Source organism: Christensenellaceae bacterium (genome assembly GCA_031260975.1).
Classification (GTDB): domain Bacteria; phylum Bacillota; class Clostridia; order Christensenellales; family UBA1242; genus JAISKJ01.
In genome coordinates this window covers 764,058-789,076 of record JAISKJ010000003.1, presented here as the reverse complement: position 1 = coordinate 789,076, position 25,019 = coordinate 764,058, and the positions used below count along the sequence as shown (strand labels likewise).

Genomic DNA, 25,019 nt, shown 5'->3' with positions numbered 1-25,019 from the left:
GCCCGCGGTGACATCCCGCCCACAAAAAACTTGAAAGGCATTTTGCCCTAAGGAGTAAAACTTATGTTTGAACTAAACAATTTTGATTCGATGCGCATAAGCATAGCCAGTCCCGAGAAAATCAGGGAATGGAGTTATGGCGAGGTAACAAAGCCCGAAACCATAAACTACCGTACTCAGAAGCCTGAGCGCGATGGTCTTTTTTGCGAGCGTATATTCGGACCGCGCAAAAATTGGGAATGTCACTGCGGAAAGTATAAACGTATCAGATATAAGGGCGTTGTGTGCGACAAATGCGGTGTAGAAGTCACTCACAGCAAAGTGCGCCGCGAACGTATGGGTCATATTGAGCTCGCTGCTCCCGTAAGCCATATATGGTTTTTCAGGGGAGTACCCTCACGAATAGGAAGCATTTTGGATATTACTCCAAAAGCGCTGGAGCAAGTGCTTTATTATGTAAACTATATTGTAATCAACCCCAAAGAAAGCGGGTTTAATTATAAGCAGGTTATAAGCGACAGGGAATACCGTGACGCTGTTGAGCAGCTGGGACCCAAGGCTTTTGAAGCCGGAATGGGCGCTGAAGCTATCAAAACACTGCTCAAACAAATTAACCTTGAAGAAGAAAGCAAGCATCTGAAGGCTACTCTTAAGACTGCCAAAGGGCAGAAGAAGCTTAAGACAATAAAAAGACTTGAGATTGTTGAAGCTTTTGTAAAAAGCGGCAACAAGCCTGAATGGATGGTTATGGATGCACTTCCTGTGCTTCCGCCGGATTTAAGGCCCATGGTGCAGCTTGACGGAGGAAGGTTTGCCACAAGTGACCTTAATGACCTATATCGAAGAGTAATTAACCGTAACAACCGTCTTAAAAAATTGGTGGAGCTCGGAGCTCCTGAAGTTATTATCAGAAACGAAAAAAGAATGTTGCAAGAAGCTGTTGACGCTTTGATTGAAAACGGAAAGCGCGGAAAGGCTATTCAGGGACCAAAGTCAAGAGACTTAAAGAGTTTAACAGCTATGCTTAGAGGAAAGCAGGGCCGTTTCAGACAGAACCTGCTCGGAAAGCGTGTGGACTATTCCGGCCGTTCGGTTATTGTAGTGGGGCCTGAGCTTAAGATTTTCCAATGCGGACTTCCTAAAGAAATGGCGCTTGAACTGTTTAAACCCTTTATTATGAAAAAACTTGTTGAACAGAACCAATCCTTTAACATTAAAACTGCTAAGCGTATAATTGAGCGCGAAAAACCTGTTGTGTGGGACGTTCTGGACGAAGTAATCAAAGACCATCCTGTGCTTTTAAACCGTGCGCCGACACTTCACAGGCTGGGTATTCAGGCGTTTGAGCCTGTTTTGGTTGAGGGTAGGGCCATAAAGCTTCACCCGCTGGTTTGTGCCGGTTTTAATGCGGACTTTGACGGGGACCAGATGCCTGTTCATGTGCCGCTGTCACTTGAAGCAAGGACCGAGGCGCGTATGATAATGCTCGCCAGCAACAATGTTTTGAAACCCGCTGACGGCAAGCCCATTATGACGCCGCAGCAGGATATCGTTATCGGTGTATATTATATGACTATCAACAAAGAGGGGGCTAAGGGTGAAGGCAGTGTGTTTAGCAGCGAGGATGAGGCTGTTATGGCTTATGACACACGTAATGTTGAGCTTCAGAGCAAAATCTTTGTGCGCAAGAGTGCTGAATTTAACAAGAAAACTGTAACCGGCAGAGTTGAGACGAGTGTAGGCAGAATTTTGTTTAACAGATGTATTCCTCAGGACACCGGTATTATTGACAGAAGCAAGAAAGAAAATGTTTTGAAATATGAAATTGAAGGCACCGTTGGCAAAAAAGAACTAAGCAACATTGTTTCGCTTGTATACGACAAATTTGGCGCAACGCCTACAGTTGTTATGCTTGACAAAATTAAGGAGCTTGGTTTCAGATATTCTACAATCGGTGCGGTAACCATCAATGTATTTGACATGAAAGAGCCCGTTGAAAAGGCACAACTGATTGCTGAGGCTGATGCTAAAGTTGCGGCAAATGAAGCGGCATATAGGCGCGGACTTATTGCTTATGATGAAAAAGTAAACAAAAACATAGCTATATGGAATGAAACCACAAATGCCCTTAAAGACGCGGTGGTAAGAGGACTTGACAGTCTTAACCCGATTAAGATGATGGCAATTTCCGGCGCGCGTGGAAACCCCAGCCAGATTAATCAGCTGAGCGGTATGCGTGGTATTATGGCCAGCACTTCAGGGCAGAAGATTGATGTGCCGGTTAAGGCGTGCTTCAGATCGGGGCTTACTCCGCTTGACTACTTTTTGTCTAGCCGTGGTGGACGTAAAGGTATGGCTGACACAGCGCTTAAGACTGCTGACTCGGGATACTTAACCCGACGTTTGGTGGATGTAGCTCAGGACGTGGTTATAAACCAGGACGATTGTTTTGCAGCTTTGGGTGAAAAGCCCAAGGGTATGATGGTTACTGACCTTATGGAGGACGGAACTGTCATTGAAAAGCTTGAGGACAGAATTTCGGGTAGAGTTGCTGTTGACAACATCTATCACGCCAAAACCAAAGAACTTTTGGTGGCGGCAGGTAATATGATTTTGCCGAAAGTAGCTAAAGAAATTGTAAATAGCGGAATTAAGGAAGTTAATATCCGAACGGCCCTCACCTGCAAGAGCAAGCATGGTGTGTGTGCTAAGTGTTATGGGCGCAACATGGCCAACAACCAGATGGTTAATGTGGGTGAAGCGGTGGGTATAATTGCTGCCCAAAGTATAGGTGAACCCGGAACACAGCTTACTATGAGAACTTTCCACACAGGTGGTGTTGCTGCAACCAGCGACATAACCAAAGGTCTGCCGCGTGTTGAAGAAATTTTTGAAGCCCGCAGGCCTAAGGGTGAGGGTATCATCTCTGAAGTAAGCGGAAAGGTTAAGGTAGAGGAGTCTGGCGAGCGCTTTAAGATTACTGTCCGCGGGGCTGACGGCGACATTGAATATATGACACCGCCCAAAAACAAGGTAGTAATTGCCGTTAAAACCGGCGACAATGTTGAAATCGGTCAGGTTTTGACCCAAGGCTCGCTGTTTCCGTCAGATATTTTGAGAATACGAGGTCTTAAGGGCGTGCAGGAATACATTTTGAAAGAAGTATTACTTGTTTATCGTTTGCAGGACGTTCAGATTAACACCAAGCACGTTGAGATTATAATCAAGCAGATGCTCAGAAAGGTTAAAATTGAGGACCCGGGCAGCACAGAGCTTCTCGCCGGTGATATGATTGATATATACGCTTATGAAGATGCCAACACCAAAGCTCTTTCAAAGGGCGGAATGCCTGCTACAGCCAAGAGGGTGTTGCTTGGAATTACCAAAGCTTCGCTTTCAACTGAAAGCTTCCTGTCGGCAGCTAGCTTCCAGGAAACCTCAAGCGTGCTAACTGAAGCTGCCATAAAGGGCAAGGTTGACCCGCTTATGGGGCTTAAGGAAAACGTAATTATAGGAAAGATTATTCCTGCCGGAACAGGTATGAAGAGATATCGTGACTTGTTCCCGGTTGAAAACAAAAAAGACAATAATATCTATGAACAGACTATCGACATGAGTGTTGCATCAGGTCAGAATAAACTTTTTGAAGAAGAGTAAGAAAAGCGGGGCACACAGCCCTGTTTTTTATGTAATTGGGCGGTGCATACATATCACTTCACTAAGGCTTCGGCACTTATGGTGCCTGCAGAACCGTTCAGTGATACGTATGCACCGCCCGCAATAGGGGGTAGAGAAGTTAAAAACGGGTGACTGTGAAGATATTTAATTTTACGAGAGGAGCTAGTCACACGAAAAATATTTAATTTGTTCGTTTTAAAAATTCTGCAAAACCAATAAGCGGCGTTTGATGTGATAAGTGAATAATTTCTGTACACTCACAAAGATAAATACTTTCACCGTCTCCGTCTTATTTGATACGCATAAAAAGCAGTCTGCCATGCCCTAAGAGAAAGGCAAAAGGTCGGGGGATTTTGATTTTTTAATAAGAAATAAAATTGTCAAAAGCTTGGGATATTACATATAATAGATATGTATAAAAATACCCTCAATCCCGCTAAAATAGAGGGAATAAAATATTTTTAAAATACCACTTTACAAACCCGAAAAAGTATGCTATCATTAGGTATCCAAAAGAAAAACGAAGCCAAAAGCTTTGTAAAAATTAAGTGATTAGAGAGGAGAGGAATATATGAAAATAAATGGTAACGATGTTGATCTGGATAAGGATTTTGCAAAAGACTTGACCGGTATCCGTGGTCAAGAAGATGTCGATACTCTGGAAGATATAAAGGGCAACCTTATAATAGAGGGTATTCTTATGGACGATCCTAAGGTATTTAAAGACTATGCAACAGCTGTTTTAAGACTGAAAAATCTTGATTCGCAGGCTGCAGAGAGAGGCGCTAAAAGACTTATGCAGGTCGTAACGGAATTGGCCTCGAGCTTACCGACTGAAGATGAAGGAAGATCGGCAAGACAGAATGCGATATATGAAAAGGCGGTTGAGTTGGGTAGTGCTGTAAAAGATTCACGAATACTTGTTGACTTTATAAATGCACAGTTCGGCGGGGGACCTATTACAAGTATGACCAATGAACAGATGGCCTATATTAGGGGAATTATAGACCACAATTATTTTATGAGTGAGCAAGAGGCTGCGAGAGTAAAATTTGTTTCTAAAGTTGTAAATGATGACGAAATATTGGCGGCAGCTGAACCATTTGAAGAAAAGGTGGAAGCTGAGCTTCTGGATAAAGCATATAAAGCTCCCGGTCATAAGGGAAACCATGTGTCTGCAAGTAAGGCTTTTAATGCAGAAGAGCCTGCAAAAGTTCCGTTTGGTCAATAATAAAAGAATAAAGAAACCGCTCAAAGAGCGGTTTTTTGTTGCCAACAAAAATTTTAAGAAAGTGGCATATTTGTTTTACAAATGTGACTTTTTTGTGATATATTTAGATTGGAGATTCTTATGAAAAAATATATATTTCCTGTAGTTTTTTATAAAGATACTGAAACTCAAAAATATGTTGCCGCATTTGACGGCATAGAGCTTTTTTGCGACGGAAAAACACTTGAAGAAACTTATTCGGTGATTGAGGAGATGCTTTCGGATTTTGTAAAGCTTTCTATTAAGGTGGGCGGTCAGGTAAAAGAACAACCTCAGGATTATTTGGAGAGTGCAAGGAAACACCCCGGAAATGTGGTGATGCTTTTGTCTATTAAGGTTAAAAATATTGAAAGTAGCACCGGCGACAAAAAGGTGGTGGAGGCCGAAACCATTGAAGGCGGACTGCCAGAGAGAACATGGAAGATTTATCAACTTGAAAACGGTAATATAGAAGATATTATAATAAGGGCCAAAGGTTTTGACAACAATGCAATTACATGGATGAAAAATGTTATTGAGCGTGAGAGCATAAAGGAAGCAAAAGCTCTTGGAAATTATATTCCTCCTAAAGAAACAAAACCGGTGCCGGCAGCACAAGTGGCAAAAGCTGCACCAAAACCGGCACCTGCACCCGCTCAGGCCCCAACACCTGTGCCTATGGCTCAGCCTGAGCCTGAGGAAGAGGAACAGGAACCTGAAGAAGAGGAAATAGAGGAAGAGCCGACAACTGAGCAGCCGCATCAGGCAGAAGTTGAACAAGAACAGGAGACCGAAGAGGAAACTGCAGAGAAAACAGAGGAAGTTGCTGAAACCCAAAATAAGGATGATAGCGACGACGAGGATGAGCCGCCCAAAGTGGATACTTCGTATAAAGGACAGGGAAGAGGTGCTGTGGGTGGATTTATCGGAGACTTCAGCAAGCTTACAGGAGAGGACATTCCTGATATCCGCAAATAACAGAGGTCCTTAATTGCATAAACCTATACAAAAAAATGAAGCATAAACAAAAATTTTGGTCATAATATTAGAGATGGAGAGGGTTATGAAACAGTATATTTTTCCGGCAGTTTTTTATAAAGACATTGAAGGCGACGGTTTTGTTGTTGCGTTTGACGATGTTGACCTTTTTTGCACAGGCAAAACGGTTGAAGAAGCCTTTATTATGGCAAAAAAAATGTTCACTGACTTTGTAAAGCTGTCAATAAAAATCAACGGAGAAGTAGAAGAGAAACCCCGCAGCTATATGGATTCAGCTAAGCATCATAAAGGAAATATTGTACTTTTAATTTCAGCCGAGGTGAAGGAAAATATAACCGCCGCAAGTTGAATTTAAAAAGAAAATAAAAATATTTCGAGTATAAATTAAAATGAGCAGAGGTGTTCATTTTTGATTATAAGCAATCCACTGAAAATACTGCAAAAACCTGTTGACAAACGGTGCAGTTTTTGATACAATTAACGCATACTTTCAAAAGTATACCCCAAGAGGGTGTATTTTGTTCTTTTGAGCATGCTCAAAACTGAATGAAAATCGCAGTAAATGCTACTTTAAAAGTATATATCATCAAAATTTTGTTTAAGAACGCACAAGATTTGATGAAGAATGAATTGTGTGCTTGTAAGAGGTTGCACGGCACAAACAATTTGAAGTTTCATTAAAAAGAGGGCAAAAAACCCAAAGCAAGGAGGAAAAACTAAATGCCTACAATTAATCAATTAGTAAGGCACGGAAGGACTAAGGCCACGGAAAAAAGTAAATCTCCGATTTTGAAGCAAAACCCACAGAAAAGAGGGGTTTGTTTGTCGGTTACTACTACCACGCCTAAAAAGCCTAACTCAGCACTCAGAAAAATAGCCAGAGTAAAGCTTTCAAATGGCATCGAAGGAACTATGTATATTCCCGGTGAGGGGCATAACCTTCAGGAACACAGCGTTGTTCTGGTGCGTGGCGGCAGAGTAAGAGACCTTCCGGGTGTCAGATACCACATAATTCGTGGAACGCTTGATACTGCCGGTGTGGCAAAGAGAAAGCAGGCCAGGTCTAAATATGGTGCTAAACGTCCCAAGTAATTAAAAAATTTTTAATATAGCAAAGATTGCTATTAATTTTTCATTTTAAATTTTAAGAAAGGAGAAAATAATATGTCAAGAAGAAATGCTGCTGATAAGAGAGAAGTGTTGCCCGATCCGATTTATAATTCAACCGTGGTAACCAAGCTTATTAATCAAATTATGCTGCAGGGAAAGCGCGGAATTGCGCAGAACATTGTTTATGATGCTTTTGAAGTAGTAAAAGAAAAGCTGAATATGGATGCCTTAGACGTGTTTAATCAGACAGTCGAAAACATAAAGCCGCTTTTGGAAACAAAGCCTCGAAGAGTGGGAGGTGCTACCTATCAGGTGCCTATGGAAATAAGACCCGATAGAAGGCAGACCTTGGCCATCAGATGGCTTGTGCTGTTTGCAAGAAAGAGAAGCGGGGAAAAAGAGATGCATCGAAAGCTCGCAGCCGAAATCATTGATGCATATAACAACGCCGGCGGTGCGATTAAGCGTAAGGAAGAGATGCACAGAACGGCGGAGGCTAACAAAGCATTCGCTCACTACAAATGGTAACTTTTCGTCCCATACACTTTGTATTTGGCGCAAACTAGAACGAAAAATACATCAATTAATTAGTATTTGGCGATTATGTTTTGTTCTTAAAATACGGAGCCCTGCTTTCTGTCACTCAGAGCCCGTAGGGCGTGGAGTCGCCATTTACATTTAACACTAAAAATTCATAAACTAATAATTTAGAATAAAGAGATTAGAAATTTATAAAAGGAAAGGAAAAATAATTATGCCGAGAGATATTGATATCAAAAAAATTCGCAATATCGGAATAATGGCACACATTGATGCCGGAAAAACTACCACAACCGAGCGTATACTTTATTATTCGGGAAAGATTCACAAAATCGGTGAGGTGCACGAGGGTGCGGCCACCATGGACTGGATGGCACAGGAGCAGGAGCGCGGTATAACCATCACTTCGGCTGCCACCACCATCTATTGGAAGGGTCACAAAATCAACATTATTGACACCCCCGGACACGTGGACTTTACTATTGAAGTTGAGCGAAGCCTGAAGGTTTTGGACGGCGCAATTGAGCTATTCTGTGCCAAAAGCGGCGTTCAGACACAATCCAAGAATGTGTGGCGTCAAGCTGACAAATATCATGTTCCAAGAATTGCATTTATTAACAAGATGGATAACCCCGGCGCTGACTTTTTTAGAGTAATAGACGAAATGAAAACCAAGCTTGGGGCAAATCCTGTTCCCATTCAGTTGCCCATCGGCAAGGCTGAAAACTTTAAAGGAATTATTGACCTGGTTGAAATGAACGCCATAGTTTATAAAGACGACGAAGGAAAAGAGCGCGACATAATTGAAATTCCCGTGGACTTAAAAGAACTTGCCCAAAAATACCGAGCAGGATTAATTGAGGCTATTGCCGAAACTGATGACGCGCTTATGGAAAAGTTTTTTGCGGGTGTTGAGTTTAGTAAAGACGAGATTAAAGTTGCTATACGAAAGGGTACACTCAGTCTTGCAATTACTCCTATCTGTTGTGGTTCATCCCTTAGAAACAAGGGTGTGCAGAGTCTTATTGATGCAGTTGTTGACTACTTCCCGAGCCCGGTGGACATTCCGCCTGTTAAGGGAACAAAGCTTGACAAGGTTACACCCGATACAAGAGAGGCCAGCGACAGCGTGCCGCTTGCAGGGCTTGCCTTTAAGGTAGCTACCGACCAGTATGGCAGACTTACTTTTTATCGTATATACAGCGGAAAGATTGAGTCCGGTTCATATGTGCTAAACAGCGTTAACGGAAAGACTGAAAGAGTAGGGCGTCTTGTGCGTATGCATGCAAACAACCGTATTGAAGAAAAAGAGGCTTATGCGGGCGACATTATTGCTATAGTAGGGCTTAAGGACACTACCACAGGCGAAACTCTGTGTGACCCCAAAAACCCCATTATACTTGATCCGATGGACTTCCCCGAGCCGGTTATTGAACAGGCAGTTGAGCCCAAGACCAAGGCTGACCAGGAAAAAATGGCCAACGCGCTTATGAAGCTTGCTGAGGAAGACCCGTCGTTTAAGAGGTTTACTAACACCGAAACGGGGCAAACTATAATCTGCGGACAGGGTGAGCTTCACCTTGAAATTATAGTTGATCGAATGAAAAGAGAATACGGCGTTGAATGTAACGTTGGAGAGCCGCAGGTAGCCTTTAGGGAGACAATCAAAAAGGTTGCCAAAAACGTTGAAGGAAAATATATTAAACAATCGGGCGGTAAGGGTCAGTATGGTCACTGTGTGATTGATATGGAGCCTCAGGAGCCCGGCACAGGTTATGTGTTTGAAGATAAGGTTGTGGGTGGGTCTATTCCTAGGGAATACATTCCTGCCGTTGACAAGGGTATTCAGGAAGCTATGAAAACAGGTGTTCTGGCGGGATTTCCAACTGTGGACATTAAAGTTACTTTGCTTGACGGAAGCTATCACGAGGTTGACTCTTCGGAAATGGCGTTTAAGATAGCGGGTTCAATGGCCTTTAAGGATGCTATGAGACGTGCTGACCCCATAATTCTAGAACCTGTGATGGAAGTTGAAATTGAAGTTCCTGACCAATTCTTGGGCAATGTGCTCGGAAGCATTTCAGGCAGACGCGGTATGATTTTGGGCACAACCTCAACGGGAGACAGTCAGACTATCAGAGCGCATGTACCTCTAGCTAATATGTTTGGATACATGACGGATCTGAGAAGTATGTCACAAGGCTGGGGAACCTTTCAGATGGTGATGTCTCACTATGCCGAAGTTCCGCGAAATATCGCTGAAGAGCTTATTGGCAAACACAAAAAAGGTGACTAAAAATGCTTTGCAAAACAAAATATATTTGTTATAATGAGCATACAATCAAAAAAAATTTTAGGAGGATTTAATTTAAAAATGGCAAAAGCAAAATTTGAAAGAAATAAACCGCATGTGAATGTGGGAACTATAGGCCACGTTGACCACGGCAAAACTACTTTGACCGCTGCAATCACCATGTGGTCTGCTGCAAAAGGATTTGCAGAAAAGAAAAGATATGAAGATATTGACAGCACTCCTGAGGAGAAAGCGAGAGGTATTACTATTAATACCGCTCACGTTGAATATCAGACTGAAAAGAGACACTACGCTCACGTAGACTGTCCGGGACACGCTGACTATGTTAAAAACATGATAACAGGAGCCGCTCAGATGGATGGCGCAATTTTGGTTGTTGCCGCAACCGACGGCCCAATGCCTCAGACAAGAGAGCACATTCTGCTTGCTCGTCAGGTAGGCGTTCCTTATATCGTTGTGTTCCTTAACAAGGTTGACCAGGTTGACGACGCTGAGCTTTTGGACCTTGTAGAAATGGAAGTAAGAGACATTCTTAACGAATACGGCTTCCCCGGAGACACCACTCCAATTATTAAGGGCTCGGCTCTTAAGGCTTTGGAGGCCGCTCAGGCAGGCAAGGCAAATGACCCTGCATGCAAATGTATTGAAGAGCTTTTGAACGCTGTTGACACATGGATTCCCGACCCCAAGAGAGCGATTGACCAAGCTTTCCTTATGCCGGTCGAGGACGTGTTCACCATCACGGGGCGCGGTACTGTTGCAACAGGAAGAGTTGAGAGAGGTGTTATTAAAGTTGGTGACACTGTTGAAATTATTGGTATGGGTTCAAACAAAAACACGGTTATTACCGGTGTTGAAATGTTCAGAAAGCTTCTTGATCAGGCACAGGCCGGCGACAATGTAGGTCTTTTGCTTAGAGGTATTCAGAGAAACGAAATCGAAAGAGGACAGGTTCTGGCTAAACCCGCCAGCATCAAACCTCACACCAAATTTACCGCCGAAGTATATGTTCTCAAAAAAGAAGAAGGCGGCAGACACACTCCGTTCTTCAACGGCTACCGTCCTCAGTTCTACTTCAGAACTACCGACGTTACCGGCTCAATCGAGCTTCCGAAGGGCGTGGAAATGGTTATGCCCGGCGACAATATCAGTATGACAATTTCGCTTATTACTCCAATAGCTATCGAACAAGGTTTGAGATTTGCTATTCGTGAAGGCGGAAGAACTGTAGGTTCGGGTGTAGTTGCGTCAATTATAGAATAATAATTAGAAAAACGAAAAACAAGTCTTAAATCAGGGCTTGTTTTTTGAGTGTTATACAATGATTCTAAAGATGAAAATTTGCAAGAAATAGGGGAAGAAATGGAAAACAAAAGTATTCAGAGGATTGTTCTGACAGGAGGACCTTGTGCTGGAAAGACTACGGCTCTTGCCAAGCTTGAGCAGACGCTCAGCAATCTTGGATATAAGGTTGTGGTGGTACCAGAGGCTGCTACTATGCTGATTGGCAGCGGCATCAGACCAAAGCCTGATGACAACAGAGAGTTTCAGAAAAGAGTTTTTGAGGCGCAAATTGCACTTGAAGAAATTTGGACCAGACACTGTGAGGAGTGTGACGACAAAAAGATAATTTTGCTTTTTGACAGGGGTATTATGGATAGCAAGGCATATTGCTCGGCGCTTTTGTGGTCACAGCTTTTGAAAGGGGATAGCGTCAGTGAAGTGGCGCTCAGAGACAAACGATATGACGCTGTGTTTCATTTGGTTACGGCGGCTAAGGGAGCTGAAGAGTTTTATACTCTGGCCACCAACGCCGCACGTTGTGAAACTGCCGAACAAGCAAGGACGGCTGATACTAAAACGCTTAGGGCATGGACAGGGCATCCGCATTTGAGGATGATAGACAACAGCAGTAATTTTGACGGAAAGATGTTAAAGCTTCTGCAGGAGGTCACACACTTTTTAGGGGAGCCTCAGCCTTTTGAGATTGAACGGAAGTTTTTGATAGAAAATCCACAGGCCTATCTTGACAGATGTGACAATTGCACTAAGGTGGAGATTTTGCAGACATATTTGAAATCTGACCATCCAAATGAAGAGGTTAGAGTAAGGCAGCGCGGTATAGACGGAGAATATCAATATACTAAAACCACCAAGCGTCAGCTTTCGGGGGCGACACGTTTTGAAACGGAGGAGCGCATAACCCAGCAGGAGTATCTTACGCTTTTGATGGAGGCTGACCCAAAGCTTAAGCCCGTGCGAAAAACCAGATATTGTCTTATTCACGAAAACCAATATCTTGAGGTAGATATTTATCCGGGCTCTCAAAATGCAATACTTGAGGTTGAGCTGAGCCATGAGGATCAAGATATTATTTTCCCGTTATATCTTAGCATAATAAAAGAAGTTACTGAGGATAAAAGATTTAAGAATAATTCTCTGGCTAAGGAGTTTCCTGAAGAGCTTAGAATGGGGCAGGATTTTTGAAGGTTAAACAAATAAAGAAGCATGAGATTTGATCAGTTTTTGTCGATTTTGGGGTTGGTTTTATTTGCTAAAAAATGTAATTTAGTATATACTTAATTTGTAGTTAAGAGGATTTTATGGCGACAAATTTTGAAATAAATTCAAATGGCAGTGCGCCCAGATATAGGAATTGGGCTTGGGGCATTGTCATCGTGTTGATATTGGCGCTTGTCGCGGGCTGGGGCGGTTGGTTTAATACCGTGTTCTTTGCTTTCCTTGCCGGAAGTGCTGCTATTATTGCAGGAGCGTTGATTGCTTTTCTGCTGGCTAAGCTTGTTAATTTTATTGAAAATAAATTGTTAAAAAATGCCTTTTTAAACAGTAAATATAAGGCTCCGTTTAAGCGTGCCATAAGTCTTACGATTGTTACAGTTTTTGTGCTGGGGCTACTGACATTGTTTATGTGGTTGCTAATTCCCAGAATTGTGGATGTTGTAACTGAGGTTGTGGGCGACCCTGAGGGCAATGTTGCCAAGGTGCGGGCACAGCTGATTACTATTTTTGAAAGCTTGGGAGCAGGCGGAGATATTGCCACTGATATTGTTGACACAATTATTGAGTGGGTGAGACTGTCTATAGTGTCTATACAAGACAGTATTGTGGATATATCTACAACAATTCTGCTGGGGCTCGGAATGGCGCTTCTAAGTTTCTTTTTGGCTTTCCTCATTTTGAAGGACAAAGAAAAGATAGTCAACTTTGCAACAAGACACATTTATGCAAACCATTCACCTGAGCGCGCCGGTGAAATTATGCTGGTTAAAAAGCGTTCGGAAGAGATTTTGTACGGCTATTTCTTAAGTAAGTTTATCGAGTTTGTGATGCTTTCGGTTGTGGCGGGTATTATATTTATGATTTTGGGAGTGCCATATGCATGGGCATTGGCCATAATTTTGGCACTGTTTAATGTAATTCCGTATGTTGGAATAATTATAGGTCTTGTGCCGGTGGTTTTGGTGACCTTTGTGTTCGGAACGCTGAGTCAGGCACTTTGGGCGGTAATTTTGAGCGTAACATCATTCTCACTTATATGTACATTTATTTCACCTTTTATTACGGGCAACCGTATGAAGTCGAGCATGCTGCTGGTGCTGGTGTCAATTGTCATAGGCGGAGCAATGTTCGGAATGCTCGGAATGTTCTTTGCTCCACCTGTTGCGGCAGTGATTGTGGTAATCTGGCAGGAGAATATAAAGGTTAAGGAAATGCGTATGGGTTTGAGGCAAATCCCTGCTTTGGGAGGAGTGCCGCAGGAAGGTGTAGCGGGTAATATTATTCCCGTAGGAAATGTGGCTGTTGCTGAGAAAAAGATACAAGAACCTGAGACTAAGGAGAACATTGAAGAAAAAACTGAGCCTGCGAAACCAAAAAGACGGCGCAAAAAAGCAGATGAATAGAATAAAAAAAGTGAGGGGATTGCCTCACTTTTTTATATTATTGCAGTCGCTTCGGCACGCAAACGTTCAAAGTTTTCAAAGTCTGGGTTGCGGCTGCAATTACAGCGGCATCTGCATCTGTCTCTATCCCTGTCCCTGTTCCCTTCATCCAGCGCCAAAAGCAAAAGCAACAAAAAGTTTGCGTTGGTGTTTAGGTTTATATCGGCGGCCTCAGTAAAAATTGACAGAAGCAGTACTAAAAGGATGGTATTTTGGTTCATGGCGTTCTCCTTTGGTTTTGGGGATTTATTTTGACAATCAAAGAGGGTTTTGGCAGTTTTCCTGCAAAATTCGTAAGTGGTTTTGCTTGGCTAAGCTGGTTTTGCGGAGTATAATTTTTGAAAGGGGCGCGGTATGAATAAATTTATGAATCTGAGCGACGAAATGATAAAAAATCTGGAGTATTATATGCCGCAAAAACAGGTTTTGCAACAACTTGCAGATTTTTTTGGAGTGTTTAGCGACGGCACGAGGCTCAAGATATTGTCGGCGCTTTCTATGGGACGTATGTGTGTGAATGATATTTCGATGGCACTTGACATAAATCAGACTACTGTCAGCCATCAACTTAAGCTGCTCAAAAGTATGGGGATAGTCAAAAATATGCGTCTTGGCAAAGTGATTTTTTATGATTTATCCAACCATATAATTAATGATGTGTTGCTTAGCGGTGTGGATTATCTGGAAGCTAATATTGTTTGATTTGTCTTGATTTTGTCTTGATTTGGTGTATAATATAGATATGTTGGAGCAAAAGTTGAAAAGCCTGCCGCAAAGTAGCGGTGTATATCTGATGAAGGATAAAACCGGTACCATAATTTATGTGGGTAAGGCGAGAATTTTGAAAAACAGAGTGGGGCAGTATTTTAAAAACAAGCAGCCTCATTTTAAGGTTGCCGCTATGGTTGAAAAGATAGCCGACTTTGATTATATCATAACCAACAGCGAATTTGACGCACTCCTTCTTGAAAATAATTTAATAAAAAAATATCAGCCTAAATATAATATACTTCTTAAAGACAGCAAAAATTTTCCGTATATAAGGATTGATATGACAGAGGACTTCCCCAGACTTGAAATTGTGAGAAAGTTGAAAAAAGACAAAGCACTTTGTTTCGGGCCATATTTCAGCGGTATTTCGGCGGGAGAGATTTTGAAGGCCGTAAACTTGGCTTACCCTATAAGAACGTGTACGCTAAAGCTTAGAGGCGGAAAGTTGCTTGGCAGAGCATGTCTTAATCACTCAATGGGACTATGTAGCGCACCGTGTATAGGCAAGGTTAGCCCTGCTAAGTATGGAAATACTATGCAAAAGGTAATAAGCTTTTTAAACGGCAAAGACAGCGCCTTGTATAATATTTTAAACGAAAAGATGAATAACGCCGCAGCCACCGAAAACTTTGAGCTTGCGCTTGAAATAAGAGACAGATTGAGTATGCTTGGAAGGCTTAAAGACAGAACGTTGGCGGCGCTGACAAAGGATATGGATATAGACGTGTTTGCATTTGTTTCAAATGAAGTGGGTGGTGCTGTAACCGTACTTATTATCCGCGGCGGAAAGATGATGGGGGCTAAGAATTATAATGCGACGGGTCTGGGTTTTGATGAGGTGATAAGCTCGTTTATTACGCAATATTATATACAGAACCCTAAATTGCCAAAGAAGATTTTGGTGCAAGAGCGGGTTGAAGGCCTGAGGGCACTAACGGAGTTTTTGAATACGCTTGGCAGCACCGAAATTGAAGTGCCCCAAAAAGGAATAAAAAAGCAGCTTATAAAACAGGCACTCAGCAATGCAGAGGACTTTTTGGAAAACAGCATAGAACAGGACAAGAAGGAATATGCAAAAAGTTTTGGGGCTATGGAGGAACTTAAAACTAAACTTGGGCTTAAAAATCTGCCGGTGCGGATGGAGTGCTATGATATATCAAATACGCAGGGTACCAATTCGGTGTCGAGTATGGTGGTATTTATAAACGGCAAAAGCGCCCGAAATCACTACAGGCACTTTAGGATAAAAACGGTGGAAGGTCCCAATGATTTTGACAGTATGACGGAGACTTTAAGCCGGCGCCTTGAGCGCCTTAACAGTGCTGATATCAGCTTTGGGTCTCGTCCTGACCTTGTTGTCATAGACGGAGGAAAGGGGCAGCTTGGGGCCGTTAGAGCCCTTATAAAGGGGTATGACCACGATATTGAAGTGATTTCGCTGGCCAAAAGGGAGGAAGAGGTCTTTGTGGAAGACAATGTTCAGCCTATAATTTTGGGAAGAAACAGCTTTGCGCTAAAGCTTTTGCAGGCCATAAGAGATGAGGCGCACAGGTATGCTATAACTTATCACCGAAGCATCAGAAGCAAGAAACAGACAGAGAGTGTTCTTGACAAAATTGAAGGGTTGGGTAAGGTTAAAAAACAGAGGCTTCTTGACGAGTTTAAGACCATAAAGAAAATAAAGGAAACCGAAGAGGCTGAGATTGTCAAACTAAAGGGTTTTGATATCGGTTTAGTTAGGCGTATAAAGGATGCGTTAAAAGAGAGTTAGGGTATATAATTCTCTTTTTTTTCATAGATATGAATATGCGAAAAATCAAGTTTAAGAGGAGACTTTTTGGGCGTGTGCTGGCCGCTGTTTTGTTGTTTATTTTTGTGTTGGTGTTTGGGATTTTAGGACTGAATAAAGAGCTTTATGAAATAGGCTTTTTGAGGGCAGAAGCGCAGGAGCCTGAGATATTAGAGCTTTTGCACATAGAAAGCTTTGAAGGAGGAAGCGGCAGCAGGGCAGAGTATCTTAGAAAAATTGCTCGCGACTTTAACAAACAAAACCCCAGCAAGTTTATAAACGTAAAAACTATGACAATAGAGCAGCTTGAGCTGAATGCTGATTTTCTGCCGGATATGGTGTCGTTTAGTGTGGGGGCGGGGGAAATTTTAAAGGACAGGCTTTTGCCTGCCGAGCTAAATTTTAATGTGCGTGATGACCTTTTACAATACGGTAAGATTGAAGGCGAAATGCTGGCAGTGCCTTATATGTTGGGTGGGTATGCAATAATATCCAGAAGCGATTATCTTAATAAAACACAGCAGGATAATATTTTTGAGCAAGGTTTTGTTTTGGGCAAACGGCAGGTTTTAGGTGTAGGAATGGGCCTGGACGGGTTTATAAATCCGGCGCAGGCGCTGACAACAAAAAGCATAACCGGAATAGGTCAATATATGAGCGGAACTACATATGAGGTTTATGAGGGATTTTTAAAGGGAAATTTCACTAACTTAGTGGGCACGCAGCGGGATGTATATAGAATAAAAAACCGCGAAAATAACGGAATCTTTGTTTCGTGTGAGTATGAATATCTTGGAGGTTTTAGCGACCTTGTGCAGTATCTGGGCCTTATGAAAGAAAGTGCTATAGCTCAAGAATTTATAAAATTTGTGCTCAGCAAGCAGTCGCAAAGTGTGCTGAGTAACATCGGAATGTTCAGCGTCAACGGCGATATATACTCCGAGGGATATATGAAAGCTTTTGAAAAAGTTTTGGCGGGTCCGCTCACTTCTGTGAATGTATTTTTGACAAAAACCGAAATAGAACAGGCTAAAGCTGCCAGCATAGCTCAGGTGGGTGCAAGTGCATATGAGCCATAACTGTTGTTTTCAGGTCATATTTGCAAGATTTTTATGCCAAAGGTTTTAAAAGGGGATAATATATGAGTTTTTTGAAGATAGAAAAGGTTCTGAAAGCTGCCGGAATTAAAACGATAAAAGCGGAGCTAAAAGACTATACCACCGTCAAAATAGGCGGGCGGGCAAGGGTATTTGCGCTGGCTGAAAATTTTGAACAGCTAAAAACTGTTTTTCAAACCTGCAGGAGGTATAACAAGCCATATTTTGTGTTGGGTGCGGGCAGCAATATTCTGGCGCATGATAAAAAGCTTAACTATGTGTTTGTTAAACTTGCGGGCCGCTTTGAAAAGATAACGCAGGGCAGCAATAGAGTTGTTGCCGGTGCCGGTGTGCCGTTGTTTAAGTTAAACGCTTTTTTTATGCAAAACGGTTTTGGGGGAATGGAATTTAGCTTTGGAATTCCGGGCACAGTCGGCGGTGCGGTTTTTATGAATGCAGGAGCTTATGGCGGACAGATGAGTGAGTGGATTTTTAAGGTATATTACACCGATGGAAATAAAGTATTTATAAAACGTGTAGCAGATTTGGAGTTTGGTTATCGAACGAGTTGTTTTTGCGGTAAGGATTTGATTATCCTTAAAGTTGTATTTAAAATTCAAAAGAGCGATACCAAAACTGTTACGCAAAAATGCAAGGAGTATCTTCAGAAGAGGATAGCTTCTCAGCCGTATACCATGCCTAGTGCGGGCAGTGTGTTTAAAAAGTTTGGGGATACTCCGGCTCCGGTTTTTATTGAAGAGACGGGTCTTAAAGGAAAATCTGCAGGAGCTGCTCAGATTTCGCCAAAGCACTGCGGATTTATAGTCAATAACGGCGGCGCAAAATTCAGACAAGTTTTTAAATTAATTACTAAAATAAGAAAGACAGTTTCTAAAAAATTTGGTATAATACTAACAAGAGAAGTTATAATCATTCCGCCAAAGGAGGAATGACAACAAAGGAGCACTTATGAATTTTTTTGGAGATTATCACACACACACACGACACGCCAAAAGATGGTGGTTTCCTGTTAAACATGCAAAGGGCACGCTGGAGGAAAATGTGCGTGCTGCTGCTGAACAGGGACTTAAGGAAATCGGTATAACCGATCATGGATTTAATCAGGGACTTTTTGGAACGCGGAGAAAGACAGTAAAGCGCCTGAAAGAAGAAGCCAAGGAACTTAGTAAGAAATATAATATAAACATTCTGATTGGTGTTGAGGCCAATCTGATTTCTCTTGACGGCGATATTGATGTTCATCCTTCTGACATGGAAGTTCTGGACTTTGTTATTTGCGGCTTTCACAGAGTGGCAAGGGCCACAGGGCTTAAGCATACGTTTAGGTTGTTTTTTAAGACGCTGGTTTTTGCCATTATCGGTCAGGCAAAGCGCCTGATAGAGAGAAACACACAAATTTATATTGATATGCTCAACAAAAACAAAATAGATGTTTTGGTGCACCCCAACACAAGGCCGCTGCCGTTTCTGGTGGATATTGTTAGGGTTGCAGAAGTAGCCAAACAAAGAGGTACGCTTATTGAAATTAATTGTAAGTCAATGTTTCTGACAAAACCTGAGGTTGACAAGATGGTTGAAACGGGTGTAAAATTTGTGGTAGACACTGATTCGCACAGACCCGAGAGGATAGGGCATTTTGAGGCGGGTGAGAAAGTAATTAGGGACTATAATATACCTGAAGAAAATATATCAAACCTTAATAAGCTGCCGGAGTTTATAAATTATAAAAGAAAATAACTCACTTAAATTTGGAGCTAGGTTGGAGCTGTCAAAATTGTTCACTGCAAAAATTTTACGGCATTGTGCAGGGGTGGAGTTGTGTATATATGTCTCTTCACTAGGGCTTCGACACCCATGGTGTCTGCGGAGCGTTTTGAGTGAGAAAAGTCATAAGTTTTGAATTTTTTAAAAGGAGGATATTATGTCGTTTGCCAGAGACGCCAGAATTGAAGTGATAAATAGTTTATGTCAAAACGAATGCTGCAAGCTCTCGGAGCTTTCGGCTATTGTGCATTCATGCGGCGAGCTTAACATAAACGGCGGGCAGATGAGTGTTGTTATAAAAACGGACATGCAGCAGGTTTACGGCATAATCAACGACACGCTTAAGCGGCTGTATGGCGACTTTGCCGAGATAATGCTGGACGAGGACCTTAACATAAACAAATCGGTAAGATATATTATAACAGTTCCGCCAAGCTGCAGCAAAGAGGTTTTGTTTGACTGCGGGCTGGCTCGGATTAATCCGCAGGGCAATTTTGAACTTATTAAGGGCATTGATGAACATATTATCGAAAGCCCCTGCTGCGCTCTGTCATATATCAAGGGTGTTTTTATAACGAGTTCCACAGCAGGCATTAAGATATTTGAAGGCGGACCCGATGAGGACCGTAAATTCAGCGGGTATCATCTGGAATTTATTTTTAGAGAAGAGGAATTTGCCGATGATTTTTCGGCATTGCTTTTCAGTCAAGGTATCAGCAGCAAAAAGAGTAAGCGCAAACACTTGTTTGTGCTGTATATAAAAGAAGCCGAGCAGCTAAGCGACCTTCTTGCTATGGTGGGGGCCTTTAAGAGCGTTTTAAAGCTTCAGAATGAAATAACTGTGAGGCAGGTGCGAAATAATATAAACAGGCAGAATAACTGCTTTAGTGCCAACGTGGAAAAAACGGCGACGGCTGCTATGAAACAGATTGCGGCCATTGAGAGGATAAAAAATAAGAGAGGCCTCGGCAGCTTAAGTGACGGACTCATTAGGTTGTGTGAGCTGAGGCTTGCTCATCCCGAAGAGTCAATTGAGGGGCTGGCGGGGCTTATGGGAAATGTCACTAAAAGCGGCGTCAATCATCAGCTGAGAAAGCTTATGAAGCTCGCTGAAGAGCTGTGAAAACAAGCAAAGGAGAAAACGTATGAGGATGGAAGATATTGAATTTGATACCAATTTCGACTTGGAAGATATGAAAAAATGCAGACAGATTATTTTGTCTGCTCATGGCATGGGCAGCAGTAAGGACGGAAAAACTCAAACGAAACTTAAAGAGGTCATGAAAAAGCAAGGGGTGGGTGTTGTGAGCTTTAACCTTCTGGGGCGCGGTGCAGAACTTTTTCAGACTGAAGATTATATAAAACAGTTTGAAACAATTGAAGAATGGGCGCGGCTGAATTTTCCCAATTCCGATATAAGCTTGTTTGGAAGCAGTTTTGGGGGATTTTTGATGTTGCAATATTTTGCAAAAGACCCTGATAAGTATAGTGTGCTTATTTTGCGTGCCCCTGCAATTGACTTGGCATCAGTTGTTAAAACTGAGATTGAAAAACAAGGAATATTTCTTAACGAATGGGTTACGGGTGATGGACCTTTGGAAAGCTATAAGCCCTTTAGTCTTGAGCTGTGTTCGGATTATGCGAATAATACAACATTTGATACAGGCAGAAATTCAAAGATAAACATTATTGCCGGCGAAAATGACGATATGGTTGATATAAAAAACTATCAAAAACTTTTAGACGGCGGAGCACATATTTATACCATAAATGGAGCAGGGCATCAACTGACGAGCCCTGAGGACTTGGATATGTTTGGTCACTATTCTTCTCTTATTATGGAGGGAGCAAAAATCAAATGGCAGTAAAAGCTCGACGAACTGCAGGCTTGCTGTCATTACGAGGAATATGGTGACCGCAACTCCTTGTTAAGACCTATACTATGGGATTGCCACGCTTTTGGCTCGCAATGATAAAGGAATAGTCATTGGAAATCATATTTAAAAAGAGGGATAAATGAAACCGTTTATACATTTGCATGTGCATACCGAATATAGTTTGCTTGACGGAGCCTGCACCATCAAAAAGCTGGTTGAAAAGGTTAAAGAGCAGGGAGCGCCTGCCATTGCCATAACCGATCATGGCAATATGATGGGCGCACTCAAGTTTTATGCCGAGTGTTTTAAATTAGGAATTAAGCCCATCATCGGGTGCGAGTTTTATATTGCCGAAAACAGGCATGTTAAATCGGGTAAGCCCGAGCTTTTTCATTTAATTTTGCTTGCCAAAAACAATACGGGATATAAGAATCTGTTAAAGCTTAATTCCATTGCCCATGTAGAAGGGTTTTATTACAAGCCCCGAATTGACTATGAGGTGCTGAAAAAACACAGCGAGGGGCTCATTTGTCTATCAGCGTGTTTAGCGGGGCATGTTCCGCAACTGCTTTTAGAGCGCCGCTTTGACGAAGCTGAAAAGCTTGCGCTTAAATATAAGTCTTTGTTTGATGAAGGCGACTATTATATAGAGCTTCAAAATCACGGTCTTCCTGAACAGATAGAGGTTTTGGAGCCGCTTTATAACCTTGCTAAAAAGATTGGTGTAAAGACTGTTGCTACAAATGATGCTCACTATATCAACAAATCTGATGCTGAAATGCAGGATATTTTGCTGTGTATTCAGACGGGCAGATTTGTGGACGAGCCTAACCGCATGAAGTTTGAAACCGAAGAATTTTATATCAAAAATATGGAGGAAATGCAGCAGGTTTTGGGGGCTTATCCCGAAGCACTTGAAACTCCCTATGAGATAGTTGAAAAGTGTCAGGTATCAATTAAGGCCAAGAGTCACGCAGAGATAGATTCGTCGTTGGGTATTCCTAAGGATTCTGTTCTAAAGCCCAGCGAGGCGTTTATTCCTGTTTTTAAGGCTCCGGACGGCATGAATAACTATGAGTATATGAAAAAGGTTGTATACGATGGGCTTGAAAAACGATATGGTAAAATTACCAAGGAACTTGAAGAACGTGCCGAGACCGAGCTGGAGCTTATTAAAAGCGGAGGGTTTATAGAATACTTTTTGGTGGTGTGGGATTATGTTGCCTACGCCAAAAGTCAAGGCATACCTGTGGGCCCCGGCAGAGGTAGCGGAGCGGGCAGTATTGTGGCCTATGCCATGGGCATAACCAATGTAGAACCTCTGCAATACAACCTGCTGTTTGAGAGATTTATTCACAAAGAACGTGTGAGTATGCCAGACTTTGATATTGACTTTTGTTATGACCGAAGGTCGGAAATTATTGAGTATGTCAAACAGAAATATGGCATGGATCATGTGTCGTATATCGGTACACTTGGCACTATGGCCGCTAAAAACGCCATAAAAGATGTGGGTAGGGTGTTGCGGATTCCTTATGCCGAGGTTGACAAGATAACCAAGTCTATCCCGAACAAGCTGCCTGACGGCATAAAAAAGCCGCCGGTTTTGAAGTATTATTTTGGAACAACGGGCAAAGAAGAGGACCAGAAATATGTTCTGCCCGAGCTGAGGGCTTATTATGACAACGACGAGCGTCTTAAAAAAGTTATTGACCTTGGCATAAAGCTTGAAGGCATGCCCAGACAGAGCTCAACACACGCCTGCGGAATTTTGATTACACCAAGACCCGTCAGCGACTTTGTGCCGCTGCTGCGAAACGGCGAGGAAATAGCGTCCCAATTCAGCATGGTGGAGCTTGAGGATTTGGGACTTCTGAAAATGGACTTTTTGGGGCTTAGAACGCTTACGGATATTGACAGAACTGTTAAGCTTATCAAAAAGAATTTTAATAAAGACATTGATTTTGATAGCATGGGGGTTGATGACCCCAATGTTTATAAGTTGGTTACTTCAGGCGATACAACCAACATATTTCAGATTGAAAGCTCAGGTTTTCAGGATTTGATGCGAAAGCTTAAGCCTGACTGTCTTGAAGATATTATTGCTGCTATTTCGATGTATCGGCCGGGGCCGATGGATTATATACCTAGGTTCTTGGAAAATAAGCAAAACCCCAAAAATATAGTCTATGACCATCCGTGTCTGGAGCCTATTTTGAAAGAAACCTACGGCGTAATTGTATATCAAGAGCAGGTTATGAAAATTGTTCAGGTCATGGCGGGTTATACGCTGGGGCAGGCCGACAATGTGCGGCGTATTATGGGCAAAAAGAAAGTGGACCAGATGGACGCAGAGCGTAAGAAGTTTATAAACGGCTGGCAGGACCCCAAGGGACAAAAAAGTATCCCGGGTGCTGTTGCACTCGGTGTCAAACCGGAAGTAGCCGAAAAAGTATTTCATGAAATGGAAAACTTTGCAAAATACGCGTTTAACAAGTCGCACTCGGCAGGTTATGCAGTTTTAACTTATCAGACAGCGTGGCTTAAGTGTTATTATCCGGTGGAGTTTCTGGTGTCGGTTTTAAACAACCGCATAACAAACGCTGATGAAATTAAAAGATATCTCATATACGCAAAGGAAGTTAAGATAGAGGTTCTTCCTCCGGACATCAACAAGAGTGAGACATACTTCAGCGTTGAAAACGGCAAAATAAGGTTTGGTCTTGCGGCCCTCAAAAATGTTGGAATAGGTATGACTGACAGCATTATTGAAGAGAGAACTAAAAACGGTTCGTTTGCTGACCTCTATGACCTTATATCCAGATTTGCGGGGACTGTCAACAAAAGGTATATGGAAAGCCTGATTTACAGCGGTGCGCTGGACTCCTTCGGCAAAGCACGTTCGCAGCTGATAGAGGTGTTTGATCAGGTAATTGATATGGCATATTCCACAAAAAAGACGCAGGCGACAGGGCAGTTCAGTCTGTTTGAAAACGAGGCGGTGCAGCTTAATATAGTGGTTTATCCTGATATAAAGGAATATAGCCTTGCCGCCAAGCTTAAGTTTGAAAAGCAGGTGACGGGAGTATATATTTCGGGTCATCCGCTTGATAATTATGCTGACAAGATGAAGAATTTTAACTTTAATTCGTCAAAGCTGGTTGTGAGTGAGGATATAAATGCCAACGACGAAATGCACGAAATGGAATTTATTGAACAGGATATTGTCAACGATATGCAGGTAAATACAGGCGGAATTGTGACGGAGATACGAAAAATGTATACTAAGCAGGGCAACCGTGAAATGGCCATGCTCAAGCTTGAAGATTTGTATGGTTCTATGGATTTGATGATGTTTCCAAATATTTATGACCGATATAAAGACAAGCTTAAAGAGGATGTTATGATAAGCGTAAGCGGCAGACTTTCGCTGAGGCCGGGGGATACCCCCACCATACTTGTTGAAAAGATGGGCTTTTGGGCGGCGGAAACTGAAGAAGAGCCGGAAAAACCCAAAGAAGAAGAAAAGTCTTCGCAGACGCTTTATTTAAAGTATGACACTACCGACAAGCTGTTGCATCAAAAGATTATGACGATTTTGAAAAATAGCATTGGCAGTGTGCCCGTTTTGATAAAATGCGGGCAAACCGACAAAAGCTTTAGGATAGGGCTCAAGGTTAATGTGGATAATTATTTGCTTAATGAGCTGAATGCGTTAATTAAAGAGGAATTTATAAAAGTGATGTAATTTGTCTTTTCAATGCTTAGATGGCGTCAGGAGTTTTAAATTTGTTTACTTGTAAAATTTTGTTAAACTGCTACGCTTTAACGCATAAATTTTACTGCGT

19 protein-coding genes are annotated in these 25,019 nt (G+C 42.2%); 18 read left to right on the top strand and 1 reads right to left on the bottom strand.

From position 1 onward, the window contains the following. The first annotated feature begins 63 nt into the window (after positions 1-63). The 10 genes from rpoC (at position 64) to LBN07_04300 (ending at position 13,813) form a co-directional block, all read left to right on the top strand. A complete protein-coding gene (rpoC, locus tag LBN07_04345) occupies positions 64-3,657 on the top strand; it encodes a DNA-directed RNA polymerase subunit beta' (protein MDR0850678.1) in 3,594 nt (1,197 codons plus the stop codon). Positions 3,658-4,249: 592 nt separating this feature from the next. Then, the gene (locus tag LBN07_04340) at positions 4,250-4,909 is read left to right on the top strand and encodes a hypothetical protein (GenBank protein MDR0850677.1); all 660 of its coding nucleotides are present in this window, start codon (positions 4,250-4,252) and stop codon (positions 4,907-4,909) included. Positions 4,910-5,029: 120 nt separating this feature from the next. After that, positions 5,030-5,905: a hypothetical protein gene (locus LBN07_04335; GenBank protein MDR0850676.1), complete on the top strand. Its 876-nt coding sequence runs from the start codon at positions 5,030-5,032 to the stop codon at positions 5,903-5,905. A gap of 85 nt (positions 5,906-5,990) precedes the next feature. Then, entirely contained in the window at positions 5,991-6,275 is a 285-nt protein-coding gene (locus LBN07_04330) for a hypothetical protein (GenBank protein MDR0850675.1), read from the top strand. 371 nt (positions 6,276-6,646) lie between these two features. After that, the gene (gene rpsL / locus LBN07_04325; protein ID MDR0850674.1) at positions 6,647-7,018 is read left to right on the top strand and encodes a 30S ribosomal protein S12; all 372 of its coding nucleotides are present in this window, start codon (positions 6,647-6,649) and stop codon (positions 7,016-7,018) included. 72 nt (positions 7,019-7,090) lie between these two features. Next, the gene (gene rpsG / locus LBN07_04320) at positions 7,091-7,564 is read left to right on the top strand and encodes a 30S ribosomal protein S7 (GenBank protein MDR0850673.1); all 474 of its coding nucleotides are present in this window, start codon (positions 7,091-7,093) and stop codon (positions 7,562-7,564) included. 226 nt (positions 7,565-7,790) lie between these two features. Further along, a complete protein-coding gene (gene fusA, locus LBN07_04315) occupies positions 7,791-9,872 on the top strand; it encodes an elongation factor G (GenBank protein ID MDR0850672.1) in 2,082 nt (693 codons plus the stop codon). 78 nt (positions 9,873-9,950) lie between these two features. Beyond that, on the top strand, positions 9,951-11,153 hold the full coding sequence (tuf, locus tag LBN07_04310) for an elongation factor Tu (protein MDR0850671.1): 1,203 nt from the start codon (positions 9,951-9,953) through the stop codon (positions 11,151-11,153). Between the two features lie 99 nt (positions 11,154-11,252). Beyond that, positions 11,253-12,377, top strand: coding sequence for an AAA family ATPase (locus LBN07_04305; protein MDR0850670.1), 1,125 nt, complete (start codon positions 11,253-11,255; stop codon positions 12,375-12,377). A gap of 116 nt (positions 12,378-12,493) precedes the next feature. Further along, positions 12,494-13,813 (top strand): AI-2E family transporter, encoded by a 1,320-nt coding sequence (locus tag LBN07_04300; GenBank protein ID MDR0850669.1) that lies wholly within the window; start codon positions 12,494-12,496, stop codon positions 13,811-13,813. Between the two features lie 32 nt (positions 13,814-13,845). On the opposite strand, the gene LBN07_04295 is transcribed toward LBN07_04300, so the two are convergent. Further along, on the bottom strand, positions 13,846-14,073 hold the full coding sequence (locus LBN07_04295; protein ID MDR0850668.1) for a hypothetical protein: 228 nt from the start codon (positions 14,071-14,073) through the stop codon (positions 13,846-13,848). Positions 14,074-14,206: 133 nt separating this feature from the next. Between LBN07_04295 and LBN07_04290 the strand changes: the two genes are divergently transcribed. From LBN07_04290 to LBN07_04255, 8 genes are all read left to right on the top strand, one after another. Then, positions 14,207-14,554, top strand: a complete 348-nt coding sequence (locus LBN07_04290) for a metalloregulator ArsR/SmtB family transcription factor (protein ID MDR0850667.1) — start codon at positions 14,207-14,209, stop codon at positions 14,552-14,554. A 40-nt stretch (positions 14,555-14,594) separates the two neighbouring features. Further along, a complete protein-coding gene (uvrC, locus tag LBN07_04285) occupies positions 14,595-16,394 on the top strand; it encodes an excinuclease ABC subunit UvrC (protein MDR0850666.1) in 1,800 nt (599 codons plus the stop codon). A 74-nt stretch (positions 16,395-16,468) separates the two neighbouring features. After that, positions 16,469-17,491 (top strand): hypothetical protein, encoded by a 1,023-nt coding sequence (locus LBN07_04280; GenBank protein MDR0850665.1) that lies wholly within the window; start codon positions 16,469-16,471, stop codon positions 17,489-17,491. 62 nt (positions 17,492-17,553) lie between these two features. After that, positions 17,554-18,462, top strand: a complete 909-nt coding sequence (gene murB, locus LBN07_04275) for a UDP-N-acetylmuramate dehydrogenase (protein ID MDR0850664.1) — start codon at positions 17,554-17,556, stop codon at positions 18,460-18,462. Positions 18,463-18,478: 16 nt separating this feature from the next. Continuing rightward, positions 18,479-19,267, top strand: a complete 789-nt coding sequence (locus LBN07_04270; protein ID MDR0850663.1) for a PHP domain-containing protein — start codon at positions 18,479-18,481, stop codon at positions 19,265-19,267. A gap of 184 nt (positions 19,268-19,451) precedes the next feature. Then, positions 19,452-20,417, top strand: a complete 966-nt coding sequence (gene whiA, locus LBN07_04265) for a DNA-binding protein WhiA (protein MDR0850662.1) — start codon at positions 19,452-19,454, stop codon at positions 20,415-20,417. A 22-nt stretch (positions 20,418-20,439) separates the two neighbouring features. Beyond that, complete coding sequence (locus tag LBN07_04260; GenBank protein ID MDR0850661.1) at positions 20,440-21,162, top strand: S9 family peptidase; 723 nt, start codon at positions 20,440-20,442, stop codon at positions 21,160-21,162. Between the two features lie 148 nt (positions 21,163-21,310). Next, positions 21,311-24,919: a DNA polymerase III subunit alpha gene (locus LBN07_04255; GenBank protein MDR0850660.1), complete on the top strand. Its 3,609-nt coding sequence runs from the start codon at positions 21,311-21,313 to the stop codon at positions 24,917-24,919. Positions 24,920-25,019: the final 100 nt, after the last annotated feature.